The sequence below is a fragment of the Metabacillus herbersteinensis genome, assembly GCF_042433335.1.
Taxonomy (GTDB): domain Bacteria; phylum Bacillota; class Bacilli; order Bacillales; family Bacillaceae; genus Metabacillus; species Metabacillus herbersteinensis.
The window spans coordinates 12,662-26,531 of sequence record NZ_JBHLVO010000003.1 but is presented as its reverse complement, the minus strand read 5'-3'; the positions used below and the strand labels follow the sequence as shown (position 1 = coordinate 26,531).

Sequence of the window (13,870 nt, the reverse complement as noted above, 5' to 3'; positions counted from 1 at the left end):
AAAGGACTTGTCTATTTGACAAACCCTACTCATTACTAATACTCATTAATATAAGGATTACCACTAATGTTTTTTCTCACTTCTTCAGTAATCTGAAATGGGGCTTTTGATTCACTAGTCGAATCATTCGTAATCTGTACACTTCCATCATAATGAATTGGATTTTGCTCCACTTTTCGCACCTCCTTTTATGTAGTATTTACAAAGTTCTTCAGTTTATTTCAACCTATTTTATTGAATTTTTTCCATTATTTTTTCAAAATTGTAGAACAAAAGCCCCATTATTGATAATATGGGCTTTTGTTAACCTTATAACTATTTTGTTACTACAATCATGACCTTCCGAGAGGATCTAACTTTATTTAGGAATTTTCACGTTAAAATCGGATACTTATCTTTGAATCAAATACTTCTTTCTGAAAATAAAAAAAGAGCCAACACAAAAATGTTAGCCCCTTTCCCGGTAACTTCAATTAAAATGTATGCGCCAAATCCTTTGCACGCGCAATTGCATTTTCTTTTATTTCCTGTGCTTTATCAGGCATTGCCGCGTGACCTTCTACAAATAGACCTTCAAATGAAGGAACACCATAGAATTGCATCATAATATTTAAGTAGCGGTGACCCATTTCCATATCAGCTGCCGGACCTTCTGAATAAATACCACCGCGAGCTTGGATATGCAAAGCTTTTTTGTCAGTTAAAAGTCCAACTGGACCTTCTGCAGTGTATTTAAATGTTTTCCCTGAAACGGAGACGGAGTCAAGATATGCTTTCATAACTGGTGGGAATGAGAAATTCCATAATGGTGTAACAAAAACATATTTATCTGCTGCAATAAATTGCTCACACAACTCTGAAAGACGACCTACTTTTCCTTTTTCTTCTGCAGAAAGCTCTTCAAAGCCTGTACCAGATTGAAGTTTCCCCCATCCACTGAAAACATCAACATCGATTTGAGGGATATTTTCCTTATAAAGATCAATGTGGACAACCTCATCATTCGGGTTTTCCAGTTTATAAGTATCAATAAACGCTTTTCCTACAGCCATACTATAGGATACTGCATCATCATGTGGGTGTGCAGTAATGTATAAAACTTGTGCCATTATTCTTGCCCCTTTCTAATTTTCCAACTAAAGTCAGTTTATTTTGTTCATTATTTGTAAATTAATACTCAATTTACAATAACTCCAATTGTCTTTAGTTATATTATCTCGACTTCAAGATTTATTATAGTATAGGAAAAAAAGTGTGTCAAAACTTTTGCTTGTTACTTATTTAAATTAAAGAAATCCCTCCGATATATATAGTGGAGGGATCATTATGTATACTAATATTGAAAATAGTCTTTTTTATGGACCTGCAATAGCTGTAACTAGTCTACTATTAGTTGCGCTACTTTTTAGTTTGTTCCCAATAATCATTTTTGATCAAAGTAGTTTTTCGAAAAAAGTCGTAAATCGTTGTACTGGTATTTTTCGCTTAACAGGATTTGTTTTTTGGATTTACCTTATGTTTTATTTAGAATTGTTATAGAGCTGCCTTCAGCCCTTATCGAAATCCGCCTATCTTCGTCTAAACTATCCACACGTGTATTTTCAACTGAATTCATGTCATTGATCAACCCCACCAGCGATATTTTTAGTTCTATTCTAATTTACCAATATACTAATTTAGTTTTAATATCTGCTTAATCTTGGGGTCAAAAAATGAACGATCTTTATTTAACAAGCATTCCATATAAAAATAGATGCACAATTTCGTCTGGCTAAATTTTCTGGTGTTTTTATTCCTTGAAATAATTTAGTTAGCGTAAGCCGCTCTATAATTCCTACTAAGCTTTCCGCAACTGTGCTCATGTCAAAACTAAATGAAAATACCCATTTTCTTGCTCTGAAATTAAGTTATCCATTATTTGTTTAGAAAGCTGTTTTTTAATATCCTCTGCTTCTTCACCAACAAAAAGTCCAATCCTTGTTAAGTTGGGATTTTCCTTAAAAAAATGAAAAATTGCCGCTAATACTTGTGATATCCTTTCCGGCACCGAGGTTAAATCAATTCCCGGTTCAAGACGACTACTTTTGGTAAGATCAAATAGTTTTGAACGAAACAACTGAATTAATTCCTGAAATACTGATTCTTTACTTTCAAAATAAAGATAAAAGGTGGGTTGGCTTAAATTGGCCCTTTTAACGATTGTGCTTATTTTTGTATCAGAAAATCCCTTATGTGCAAACTCATCTGCAGCTATCGCAAGTAATAATGACCTACTTCGCTCCCCATTCGCTCCCTTTTTTCTTCCTCTTTGACCCATAATTCTTTACCTCTTATTATGCTAAATTATATTACTCACAAGTATTATTTTATAGGTATTACATCCTAGTCAAGTGAAAATTTTCAATTAACTGAATATTTCGTTCTGTGCATACGTATTCTGCACCTAACTGTCATTTTGTTCGATAATTCGCACTTATTTTAAGTGTTATTTTGCACATCCAACTTTAAAAACCCAGCTACCTTCACAAGAGAAGATTAGCTGGGTTTTTTAATTATTCACATCCAATTATAGAACTATCCTGATCGGTTTAGTAAAAAAGTGACTGCTCATTGTTCAGCAATCGCGCCCGTTTGCTGAATATCAAGAATCTTGATGTTAAAACCATTTGGTAGTTGTATAAATATAGTCATCAGAATTCCCTTTTAAATATAGCTAAAAAATAAAGGGCTGCGTGACCTTCTGTCGAAGAGTTAAAATACTAAACATTTGGAGGTTGTTGCGATGTTGAAACTATTTCAATACAACTGGCAAGTTCGTGATGATTGGTTTACATGGTGCGAAGACATACCGGAGGAAGAACTATTAAAGAAACGGGTCGGTGGGTTCGGCAGTATCCTACATAACCTGTTTCACATTGTAGATGTGGAATATATGTGGATCTTAGGTTTGCGAGGTGAACCAGTACCTGAGGAACCATCGTTTGAGGATTATGCTAGCTTACAAAAAGTGAAAAATCTTTCAAGTCAATACCATGAGAAAGTGGAGCCATTTGTGACATCTTGGACAAATGAAATGGATTCTCGGACACTTTCAGAAACTGATTTCAATGATGAACCGATTAGCTCTAGAGACGAACCAATCAGGCGCCGAGTCATTGAATGTACACACGGAGAGATCATACGTCATGTCATTGTCCACGAAATCCACCATATTGGCCAGTTATCTATATGGGCACGTGAAATAGGAAAGGAGCCTGTTTCCGCAAACCTGAGAGGAAGAGGGCTATTCGACAATTAAAAGGAAACAGAAAACAGTGAAACCTTTTATATAAAAATTGCCTATCGCAAAATATTTTGAGAGTCTACTTTGATCAATTTTTTTCAAAGACAGACTCTTGAGTTTTTTTGTTTTTTTAAATCATTTCACGTCGTTCTCTCTTCTTCTTCTTGGGCATTAGGATTGTTTGCTCCATTTATCAAATTATTGATTGTATTTTCACCTGCTACCTAAGATTGTCACATACATCTGTTTTGGACTTCTTCTTCAACAATCTGGCCCTTTAAATAAAGATAGAGCGCAATTCGTTACTTCAGAATTGCGCCCTTTAACAGAAGACTCGATTTCAAGATAATTAGAATGCGTACTTATAGAGACCAAAATACAATGGACCGAGTAAAAGTATAAATACTACAGCAATAATGATGTATTTGATTGGAGGTGAAACCTCCTCGAACTCCTCCCCGTAGTCAGCTAGGAAGAAGCTGTAGATTAAGTCCCAAAATAACGCCCCAAAAAACACGATCTTCCATAAAGAAGTATTCATTATTTGGATATTTGTTACGTAACCAAAAAGTCCAATCCAGGTAATAATCGAGATTACAAAATCTAGTCTTGCTGGAAAAGTCTTATATTTTCCTTTAATTAGATATCCAATAGCAACAGCACCAAGTATCCCTAAATAAATTGTCCATAATGTATTAATAAACATAATCCATTTCCTCATTCCTCTGATTCACTTTAATCATTAAATCAAGGTCAATCCCAATTTGTTTATAAAATTATAATCCTTTTGATTAATTTTGAATATAGGGGTTTCCTTCCAATCATTTACCTCTACAGAAATTTAAAGAAGTAATGTAATAAATGCTTACTGAATAGAAGTTATCAGGTTTTGATATAATAAGTGAATCATATTTAAAATGGTTATAGTAATTAATCATGGTGATTAGTTCATTAGAATTAAATCTAATCATTACTTTAAGTAAGGAATGAAAAAATGAGTTACGACATTAGCATATGGTCTGTAAATAAAACTTCTTTTGAAAATGAAATCTTTAACCAAGAAAATATTAAACGGCAGAATGAGGGAATCATCTTTGAAGGTCCAAATTTTCAGATTATGATTGGTAACTCTCTAGAAGTAATGGAAGAAGATATACCAGAAGAAGTAGTTGGCCAACTTCCAGGCATTAAGTATTTTACAGAAATTATTTTAGAACCATTAGGTGCACCAAAACGAGCATTTCAGATACTTAAGAAAATTTCTAAAATCCTTGCTCAATCATCACATGGAATTATTTTTGATGAACGAGGAACAATTTCTTCCCCAACTGGCGTGAAAAGGCTAGAAACCATCAAAGTAAAAGACGATCCGGATTGTCTCCAAATGACATGGTGGTTCATGAAAGACCACACTTTTATAAAAGATGACTTTAAAGCATTTTTAGAATTTATTGAATCAACATTGCCTGAAGCATTACCTAGAAGATATGGAATTTATGAGCCGCCACAATTTAAATTGGCCGAAAAAGGAAAAGAACATTTTATTCAGTTTTTATCCGAGCATATACATGAAGTCATTGTTTGGTATCCCAGCAAACCATTTACTTATATTACGATTCAAATCCCACCTAAAATAGGTGCCACACGTGAAGGTTTTAGGGCTTCATATATAACTATGGAGTTTTTGGAGGAAGTGATGAACCAGCCTGGATGGCCTACGGAATTAAAGCGATTTTGGTTAAAAGCTTCAGACCAATTACAACCGTTTTATGGTGAAATGAGAAAGGCAAAGTTTTCTATAGGTGATACGTGGTGGAGAGGCTTTCCAAAAAAATTGGGGAATGCTGCTGTTATAGGAAAGCCTTATATTGATTTATGGCCAGAATTTACTAAAGAAGCCAAACAAACTGATAGTGGTCTTTTTTATATTGAAAACATAAAAAAGGATTATCAGGATCTCCATTCAATTATTGCAGAAGTGCCAGAGGATCTTGTACAACTGAAAACTAAGAAGAAACACTCACGAAACTGGCCTTTTGAGGGACCATTCTTGAAATATAAAAAATAACTTTAATTACAAACCCTAGGATTTAATCCTTCTTGAACAAACTTGCCAAGGGTTTTGTTCAATTATATGGCCCGATTGTTGAACAAAATAAAATAAGCACTCTTTATCAAAAAACAACCTTTTGAAAATTTCATAAACGTTATTAGTTGTTCTAAAACTCGTCCTTTTCTGAACACGCTTCTATTTGATTTGAATGGGGCGTGCACGTGTGTCGACAGGATTGCAAAATTTAGATTTGCAAACAAATGCGTTAACGCAACATGGTGTACGAAAATTTTTCACGATAAGATGAGTGGGACAAAAAAACAACGTCCCGGTTTAGAGGAAGCACTTCAGTATGCACGTGAAGGCGATACAATTGTCGTTTGGCGATTGGACCGACTAGGACGTAACATGCAAGATTTGATTCAAATTGTGAACAGCTTAAATGAACGAGGTGTTGGCTTTCATAGTCTGCAAGAAAACCTAACAATGGATAAAAGCAATGCAACGGGGCAATTGATGTTTCACTTATTCGCAGCGTTTGCTGAATTTGAACGTAACCTGATCGATGAACGCTCGGTTGCAGGGCGAGCAGCTGCAATAGCGCGTGGGCGACTAGGTGGGCGCCCGGAGAAGTATGGACCAAAAGATATTGAAATGATGAAATCTTTAATTGAAAGTGGTACACCGATTAAAGATGTTGCGGAAAAGTGGGGCGTATCTCGCACGACGATTTATCGCTATTTAGAAAAACAGTAAATCGGAAGTAATGAAGAAACCCAGCTAATCTTCTCATGAAAGGTAGCTGGGTTTTAAAGTTGGATGTGCAAAATAACACATAAAATAAGCGCAAAATATCTCCAAAAATGACAACCTAACCTAGAGAATATCGATCCAAATTTTCACTGCGGTTGCAAGTATTAACAAAGCCAAAATAACTTCTAACACTTTTGTTTTTACCTTTTTACCAGCAATAGCTCTTAATAGTTCAGAGCTTCTTGTACTGTGATCCGTCTCTACTTAATTGAACCACCGAATTCTTCACCAATTACTACCATCACTCCGTATTCAATTCCATTGTGAACCATTTTAAGAAGTGACCCCTACCCGCTTTTTCAGCATATAGGTGTCCGTTTTCTACAGAAGTATCACGGAAGATGGTTTCAACAATTGATAACCTCCATGAGTAAATGAAAAATGTATGAGCATATTTGCGGTCTTACTGGTCAGATTCATATATTATAAAATCAGATTGTACATTATCTAAATTAAAGGAGTGATAGAAATGCCTTCAATTAATGGAAAAACAGCTTTAATCACAGGAGCCGGTAGAGGGATTGGACGTGCTACTGCCATTGCCTTAGCAAAAGAAGGAGTCAATATAGGTTTAATTGGTTTAACGTTCGCCAACCTTGAAAAAGTAGCAGAAGAATTAAAAGAATATGATGTTGATGTTTCTGTAGCGGTTGTAGATGTAAAGGACAATGATTCAGTTCTTCATGCAGTTGAACACATTAAATCAGAACTAGGTGCTATCGATATCTTAATAAACAATGCTGGAATTGCTAAATTTGGTGGATTCCTTGAGTTAACTCCAGAAGAGTGGGAAGATATCATCCTAGTAAACTTAATGGGTGTTTATAACGTTACAAGAGCTGTCTTACCAGAGATGATTGAAAGAAAAATGGGTGATATTATCAATATCTCTTCATCTGCTGGCCAAAAAGGTTCTCCTTTAACAAGTGCTTACAGCGCTTCCAAATTCGCTGTTCTTGGATTAACTGAATCTCTTATGCTTGAGGTAAGAAAGCATAACATTCGGGTAACTGCGTTAACACCAAGTACAGTCGCTACAGACTTGGCATTTGACACAAATCTAATTAGTGGCGATCCGGAAAACGTCATGCAACCCGAAGACTTAGCTGAATTCATGGTCGCACAATTAAAACTTAATTCCAGAGTTTTCGTTAAAACAGCAGGATTGTGGTCAACTAATCCTCGATAATGCCCAAAAAATAGACCTGATTGGGTCTATTTTTTTTGTAATTATACAGCTGTAAATAAATTTATTTTCTAGTAACATCAAGTAAGTTTTATGAAGACAGCCAGACAAACTTCAAGATGTTACGGTCGATAAACTTATTCGGCTATGATTTTAACTTTGAATATTTCTTAAAGCGGAAGCAAACCTTACAACCCCTTCATGAATGAGATCATTTTCTCCCCGGCCGAACGTGAACCTCACAAAGCCCTTTTCTGAACCAAAGATTCTTCCAGGCACAAAGGCTACTCCTACTTTCAATGCCTCCTCTAATAATTGATATTCATTTATCCCACTATTTACTTTACACCACAAATGGATGCCTCCCCCTGGTGAGTTAAATTTGATTTGGTCTCCCAATATATCATTTAGGCTAGCTATTAGTTGATTTCTTCGATGTTTTAGTTGCTCTCGTATCATCACAATATGTGATTCAAAGTGATTAGATTGCAAAAATTGATTGGCTATCCATTGAGGGAAAATACTGTGTCCAAAATCAACCTGTTGTTTTGCATCAGCCAGACGCTCAATAACCTTTGTTGGACCTATAATCCAACCTATTCTTAATCCCGATGCTACAATTTTCGAAAGTGAACTAATATATAGTACGTTTCCATTATTGTCCATTGATTTTAATGTTGAGTTAACTTTCCCGTCGAAGGAAGTTAAGCTGTATGGATCATCTTCTATAACTGGTATCCCTAACTCAGATGACAAATCTAGAATTCTTTTACGACGCAGTAAATGGAGAACAACACCTGTTGGATTTTGAAAATCAGGATTAAGGAATACCATACGAATCCTGTGTTTTCTATGTAAGGCTAAAAGGTCATCTGGATTAATACCGTTTTGGTCAATAGACAAGCGAAAAGTTCTTAACCCAGCAGACTGAAAAATCGGAAGCGAATAAGAATAGGAAGGATTTTCCATCGCCACAGCATCTCCAGGTTTAAGCAAGCATTGAACAATTAGGTGGAGAGCTTGTTGGGCCCCAGAAGTAATCAAAATAGAAGAAGGTGTTGTTTTTATGTTTTTATATTCTTCTACATGATTGCATATCGTTTTTCTTAACATCTCGTTTCCTTGAGGATGATCATAGCCAAGATGTCCAATAAATGGTTCGTTAGAAAGAATTGTTTGAAATTGTTCGATTGGAAATAACTCTGGTGACAATTCACCACTTGCCAAATTAATGAGATGATTATCTTGTGTTTCCATCCTAATCCGTTGTACGAGAGGCAAGTTAGGTAGAAAGGACCCATATTCTATGTATCTTCCCCAGTTCGGAATTCGCTTATGAGATAGTCCCCAAATATCAGAACTCACACGGGTACCGCTCCCTTTCACTCTTTCAACTAACCCAAGAGATTGCAACACCTCATAAGCTGCCACTACCGTACTACGATTCACTTCAAGTATATCTGCTAATTTACGTTCAGAAGGAAGTATACTATCTGGAACAAATTCCCCAGAAGAGATTCCTTGTTCAATGTAGTCTGCAATTTGTTTATAAATCGGTTTCTTATCTTCACGGTTTGGTTTCCAGTTCATGAATATCCTTCCTTATAAATTACACAAATGAGTTTATAATAGATCCTTACCTATTCATTCCTCTTTTAGTATAAAATAGTGATAGTGATTGAATCTGCATTTTACCTCGTTTAGTACGATAATTTTGTTAGTTAAACTTTGCTCAAAGTGGATGGTGAAAATTATAGTGAATTGGGTGGTCTTTTCATTCACATTTTACTATATCATAGAACTAATTAGGCTTTGTATATATGGGGAAATAGTTCAAACCAAAAGGTTTACCTACCACACGAATACAAATAATGGGCCAAATAATAAGGTGGTATGAAATGGAACTAGCTATTATCTTAGTTTTAATCATTGCATTAGCAGCATTAATTGGAACATTCTTAGCTGCAGGTCAAGGCGATAAAGATTATAGTTCATCAACTAAATCAAATTTGTCCCGTCTATCAATCATATATCTTGTTCTTGCTATCGTTCTATTTGTTGGAATCGCACTCTATTTAATTTTATAGCAAATTAATAACGTTTCGATTTTTTCTCCTACGTTGATGATGGAAATCGTTTACTTTGTACGGTATCAAAGTTTAATAGTTCTCCGGTCGTATATTAGAAAAGTGAAGATATGAAAGGAAAGACTAGAATTAATTTGACTGGGCAAACGAACACACATACATTCGACAATTTTAAATGATTTCCTTTATTACTATAAGTTATATAAAAAACCCTTTGAAAATAAAGGGTTTCCTAATAAGTTCATATATATAACATTAAGTATATTCATTTAATTTAGCCATTTCTTCAACTAACATGAAAATAAATTCCCTAATAAATAAAAAGCCTTAGGATCTGTTAGTCTTGAGATAACAATAACTTGCGAGATTTTGGGGTTTAAAAATCAATTATTTATGTCTTTTCATTAAATACTTATCATAAAATACAATTTCCATGGCTTTCTATATTGTTCTATAGCCTAATAAAACTAATTTTATATATGGGTTTAAAATTTTAGGCAATAAGTTATTTGAGTTTAAATTTTATCGAGTCCGACTAATGGCTTTCTCTAACTTTTTCCCTTCACTTTTAGTGTTAATTCTAGCTCTTTAAGCATTAGTGAAATCCTTGTTTAACTAATTATCAGCTTAATCTAATACCCATTTTATAGTATTTAGTAAAGGACATTCTTTACATTTATTACAGCAAAAAAGCGTCCTGTCATACAGAAACGCCTTTTTCATTTACCTCCTTACAGTTCACGCTTATTCTTAAAAATTTTCCCATCATGGTAATAAAGTTCAGAGTCTAAATGAACATTGTCGTTTTCTTTCAATTGACGAATAAGCTCTTCACTTTTTGTTTTATTCATTTCTTTATACCAGGTTCCTTGTGGATATAGAACAAGGATCGGACCATGCTTGCATTGGCCGTTACATAATGTTTTAGTTGTGTGAACCTCCTTTTGCAGCTCTAAGTTTTTCAATTCTCCCCTAATGGTCTCTGTTACTTCTTCTGCTCCATTTTTCGTGCATGTTTTCCCGTTGCAAATCAATAGATGTTTGCTCATCCCATCTAAGTTCATGAAAATTCCCCTTTGTTTTTCCTTATTATTTGACCTCTATAACAAATGGATAGCTACCTACTTTACCATCAAATTTAAATTCTCCCCACACTTTGTAGATCCCAGGTTTATCAAATTTTGTTTCAAATAGTGTCTTTTCTTCTGATGTAGGGTGCACATGAACAAATTTCTCACCCTTATCATCCAAAATAACAACGTGACCTAAAGCCCCCAGATAGGGCTCTGGAGTAATCCCTTTCGTATCAAAACTTAACGATACATCTTTGTTTATTGCTAGCTCTGTAGTTGTTAATTCAACTGTCTTTTCATTGATTGTTTTTGTTAAATTTGTATCAACCTTTAGCGAATTTCCCTTATGTTCACTATGACCTTTCCCCACATGCAGCTCTATCGGACTAACCTGATAGGCAAGGTTTTTTGGTTTAATATCAACAAACGCTTTATAAGAGTTTTCAGGTAGGTCGAATTTCAGAGTATACACGCCTTTTCCTTTTTCCTCAGGATGTAAATGATAATAATCTTCTAAGTCGGCACTTACAATAATTAAATGCATAATCTTTTCATGTGAAATTTCTAATTCAGGTGAATTTTGTTCTTTATCCTTCACATCAATGATAATTAAACCTTCTTCATATTTTACGTTTGTGACCACATCACTTTCTGATTGAGCTACATGATCTGAATGCCCTGAATCCTTACCATCACTTCTTTGGCTAGTATGATTATCGTTATGTGCTTGCTCATTAATAGATTCTTTTTCCTCGTTACCATTTGTTGTTGCCGCATGTGTATCGGTGTGATCGTCATTACTGTCCAAGCTTGCATATACGGTATATCCGCCAATTACTAACCCGAGATAAATAATCGCTGAAATCGCCCAGGTCAAAATGTTTTTTTGTTTCATAAAAACACTCCTCTCTTTTTAATTGATAGATTATCCTTTTAACTTAATCCTTTGTAATCTAAGTGCGTTTAAAACAACTGAAACTGAACTAAATGCCATTGCTACTCCTGCAAGCCATGGTGCCAGAAATCCTAGTGCTGCAATTGGAACTCCTATAGCATTATAAGCAAAGGCCCAAAATAGATTTTGCTTGATATTTCGAATCGTCATTTTACTCATAAAGATGGCATCGGCAATACTATTTAAGTCTCCTCTGATTAAGGTGATATCAGCAGCTTCCATTGCTACATCTGTACCAGTACCTATCGCCATGCCAATATCTGCAGTAGCTAACGCTGGTGCATCGTTAATACCGTCACCGACCATCGCGACTTTCTTCCCATCTTTTTGAAGCTTTTTAACTTCCTCTGCCTTTCCTTCTGGCAGAACTTCTGCTAAAACATGGTCAATTCCAACTTGATTTGCAATTGCTTGAGCTGTCTGCTTGTTATCTCCTGTAATCATAACAACCTCAAGACCCATATTTTTTAACCTTTCAATCGCTTTTTGAGAGGTTTCTTTAATTGTATCTGCGACTGCAATCACTCCAGCAAATTGATAATCAATTGCGACTAGCATTGCGGTCTTACCTTGCTTTTCTAAGTTTTCCATCTTAGGTAATATGGCCCCAACATCAATGTTATTTCTCTCCATAAGTCGGCGCGTTCCAATAAACAAGGACTTGCCTTCAACTTTAGATTCGATTCCAAAGCCAGGAATTGCTTCAAAATGTTCAGAACTGCCTAGTTCAATACCTTTTTCTTTTATCCCCTCAACAATCGCTTCAGCTAACGGATGTTCAGAATTTCTCTCTGCGGTACCGACTAACTTTAAAAATACCTTTTCTTCAAATCCGTTTGAAAGAATAACATCTGTAAGTGTTGGTTTTCCATTTGTTACAGTTCCCGTTTTATCAAGGATCACTGTATCCAATCGATGAGTCGTTTCAAGATGCTCCCCGCCTTTAAACAAAATCCCATATTCAGCTGCTCGACCTGATCCTGCCATAATGGACGTAGGAGTAGCTAGGCCTAGTGCACATGGACATGCGATAACTAATACGGCAATTAACTTTTCAAGAGCTACTGCAAACTCGCCAGGACTTACAACAAAGTACCAAACTAGAAATGTCACAATCGCTATGCCAACTACAATTGGGACGAAAATCCCAGATATAACATCGGCTAAACGTTGGATCGGTGCTTTTGATCCTTGAGCTTCTTCGACTACTTTGATGATTTGAGCTAAGGCAGTATCCTTTCCTACCTTTGTTGCTTTTACCTTTAAAAATCCGTTTTTGTTAATGGTTGATCCTATTACTAAATCTCCAACTGTTTTATCGACAGGAATACTTTCACCTGTAATCATTGACTCATCAAGGGCAGATCTTCCTTCAAAAATCACCCCATCTACAGGTACCTTTTCACCTGGTTTTACGTATACGATATCACCAACGATTACCTCTTCAATTGGTAGATTCAATTCTTGCCCGTCTCTTAATACTGTGGCCGTTTTCGCCTGTAAGCCGAAAAGCTTCTTAATAGCTTCAGATGAACGTCCCTTTGCTTTTGCTTCAAACAGTTTACCTAATATAATAAGAGTAATTAACACAGCACTTGTTTCAAAATATAATTCCACCATATGTGCATCAGAGCCTATTGATAAAATACTCAAGTAGATACTGTAGAAATAAGCTGCAGAAGTGCCAAGCGCAACCAAAACATCCATGTTTGCACTCTTATTCCTTAATGCTTTATAGGCACCTACGTAAAATTGACCGCCGACTAAAAATTGAACTGGAGTTGCAAGTGCGAGTTGAACCCATGGGTTCATGAACATCTCTGGCAGCCAAATAAAAGAAGTAAATTCAAAATGACTGACCATTGCCCAAAGTAAAGGGATAGATAAAATAGAAGAGAAAATAAATTTTCCTTTTTGCTTTTCAATTTCCTTCTGCCTATGATCAACCTTTTCGCCTTTAGCTTCTTGCTTTTGATCTAAACGATAACCCAATTTCTTGATGGCTTCCTTCATATCTACGACTGTAACTTCATCAGGATTATACTCTACAAGGGCAGATTCTAAGGCGAAGTTTACAGTTGCGTTTTGGACACCATTTAACTTGTTTAAACGTTTTTCAATTTTGTTAGCACACGCTGCACACGTCATGCCGCTTATATCAAATTCAACTTTCTCACTCACTACTTTGTATCCTAAAGATTGCACTTTATCTTTAAATTGATTTACATTTGCTTTAGACGGATCAAATGTTACTTTTGATTTTTCTAATGCGAAATTTACGTTCGCATCCTCCACTCCATCTATTTTTTTGAGACCTTTTTCTATTCTGATTGCACAAGCAGCACACGTCATGCCAGCTATTTGAAGTGTTGTTTCTTTTTTATCGCTCATAATCTTACACTCCTATCACTACATATTAT

Annotated in this window: 13 protein-coding genes and 3 pseudogenes; 6 read left to right on the top strand and 10 right to left on the bottom strand. The window is 35.4% G+C overall.

Annotated features, from left to right (window positions below; translation table 11 throughout):
* Positions 1 to 35 precede the first annotated feature (35 nt).
* Both ACFFIX_RS05145 and ACFFIX_RS05140 read right to left on the bottom strand, forming a co-directional pair.
* Complete coding sequence (locus ACFFIX_RS05145) at positions 36 to 173, bottom strand: hypothetical protein (RefSeq protein WP_378931254.1); 138 nt, start codon at positions 171 to 173, stop codon at positions 36 to 38.
* Between the two features lie 300 nt (positions 174 to 473).
* Complete coding sequence (locus tag ACFFIX_RS05140) at positions 474 to 1,109, bottom strand: FMN-dependent NADH-azoreductase (protein ID WP_378931252.1); 636 nt, start codon at positions 1,107 to 1,109, stop codon at positions 474 to 476.
* 217 nt (positions 1,110 to 1,326) lie between these two features.
* Here ACFFIX_RS05140 and ACFFIX_RS05135 point away from each other — a divergent pair, with 217 nt between their 5' ends.
* Entirely contained in the window at positions 1,327 to 1,539 is a 213-nt protein-coding gene (locus ACFFIX_RS05135; RefSeq protein ID WP_378931250.1) for a hypothetical protein, read from the top strand.
* Between the two features lie 319 nt (positions 1,540 to 1,858).
* Here the strand turns inward: ACFFIX_RS05135 and ACFFIX_RS05130 are convergent, their stop codons facing one another.
* Positions 1,859 to 2,317, bottom strand: a complete 459-nt coding sequence (locus tag ACFFIX_RS05130) for a TetR/AcrR family transcriptional regulator (protein WP_378931248.1) — start codon at positions 2,315 to 2,317, stop codon at positions 1,859 to 1,861.
* Between the two features lie 465 nt (positions 2,318 to 2,782).
* On the opposite strand from ACFFIX_RS05130, the gene ACFFIX_RS05125 reads away from it, so the two are divergent.
* Positions 2,783 to 3,298, top strand: a complete 516-nt coding sequence (locus ACFFIX_RS05125) for a DinB family protein (protein WP_307476153.1) — start codon at positions 2,783 to 2,785, stop codon at positions 3,296 to 3,298.
* Between the two features lie 334 nt (positions 3,299 to 3,632).
* Here the strand turns inward: ACFFIX_RS05125 and ACFFIX_RS05120 are convergent, their stop codons facing one another.
* A complete protein-coding gene (locus ACFFIX_RS05120) occupies positions 3,633 to 4,004 on the bottom strand; it encodes a hypothetical protein (RefSeq protein ID WP_378931245.1) in 372 nt (123 codons plus the stop codon).
* Positions 4,005 to 4,277: 273 nt separating this feature from the next.
* Here ACFFIX_RS05120 and ACFFIX_RS05115 point away from each other — a divergent pair, with 273 nt between their 5' ends.
* Together ACFFIX_RS05115 and ACFFIX_RS05110 are read left to right on the top strand one after the other, a co-directional pair.
* Complete coding sequence (locus tag ACFFIX_RS05115) at positions 4,278 to 5,351, top strand: hypothetical protein (protein ID WP_378931243.1); 1,074 nt, start codon at positions 4,278 to 4,280, stop codon at positions 5,349 to 5,351.
* A gap of 193 nt (positions 5,352 to 5,544) precedes the next feature.
* A pseudogene (locus ACFFIX_RS05110) lies at positions 5,545 to 6,092 on the top strand (recombinase family protein).
* 120 nt (positions 6,093 to 6,212) lie between these two features.
* On the opposite strand, the pseudogene ACFFIX_RS05105 reads toward ACFFIX_RS05110, so the two are convergent.
* Positions 6,213 to 6,317, bottom strand: a pseudogene (locus ACFFIX_RS05105) (sulfite exporter TauE/SafE family protein); the annotation flags it as partial.
* Between the two features lie 50 nt (positions 6,318 to 6,367).
* Positions 6,368 to 6,504 (bottom strand): annotated as a pseudogene (locus tag ACFFIX_RS05100) (phosphogluconate dehydrogenase (NAD(+)-dependent, decarboxylating)); the annotation flags it as partial.
* 114 nt (positions 6,505 to 6,618) lie between these two features.
* Here ACFFIX_RS05100 and ACFFIX_RS05095 point away from each other — a divergent pair.
* Entirely contained in the window at positions 6,619 to 7,338 is a 720-nt protein-coding gene (locus ACFFIX_RS05095; RefSeq protein ID WP_378931241.1) for a 3-ketoacyl-ACP reductase, read from the top strand.
* 150 nt (positions 7,339 to 7,488) lie between these two features.
* Here ACFFIX_RS05095 and pdxR read toward each other — a convergent pair whose 3' ends face one another.
* On the bottom strand, positions 7,489 to 8,925 hold the full coding sequence (gene pdxR, locus ACFFIX_RS05090) for a MocR-like pyridoxine biosynthesis transcription factor PdxR (protein ID WP_378931239.1): 1,437 nt from the start codon (positions 8,923 to 8,925) through the stop codon (positions 7,489 to 7,491).
* 308 nt (positions 8,926 to 9,233) lie between these two features.
* On the opposite strand from pdxR, the gene ACFFIX_RS05085 reads away from it, so the two are divergent.
* Positions 9,234 to 9,422, top strand: a complete 189-nt coding sequence (locus ACFFIX_RS05085) for a hypothetical protein (RefSeq protein WP_378931237.1) — start codon at positions 9,234 to 9,236, stop codon at positions 9,420 to 9,422.
* Between the two features lie 731 nt (positions 9,423 to 10,153).
* Here the strand turns inward: ACFFIX_RS05085 and ACFFIX_RS05080 are convergent.
* The 3 genes from ACFFIX_RS05080 to ACFFIX_RS05070 are packed head-to-tail and all read right to left on the bottom strand — an operon-like array spanning position 10,154 to position 13,841.
* Positions 10,154 to 10,486, bottom strand: a complete 333-nt coding sequence (locus ACFFIX_RS05080; protein WP_378931235.1) for a (2Fe-2S) ferredoxin domain-containing protein — start codon at positions 10,484 to 10,486, stop codon at positions 10,154 to 10,156.
* Positions 10,487 to 10,511: 25 nt separating this feature from the next.
* The gene (locus tag ACFFIX_RS05075) at positions 10,512 to 11,390 is read right to left on the bottom strand and encodes a DUF8832 domain-containing protein (protein WP_378931233.1); all 879 of its coding nucleotides are present in this window, start codon (positions 11,388 to 11,390) and stop codon (positions 10,512 to 10,514) included.
* Between the two features lie 30 nt (positions 11,391 to 11,420).
* Entirely contained in the window at positions 11,421 to 13,841 is a 2,421-nt protein-coding gene (locus ACFFIX_RS05070; RefSeq protein WP_378931230.1) for a heavy metal translocating P-type ATPase, read from the bottom strand.
* Positions 13,842 to 13,870 lie beyond the last annotated feature (29 nt).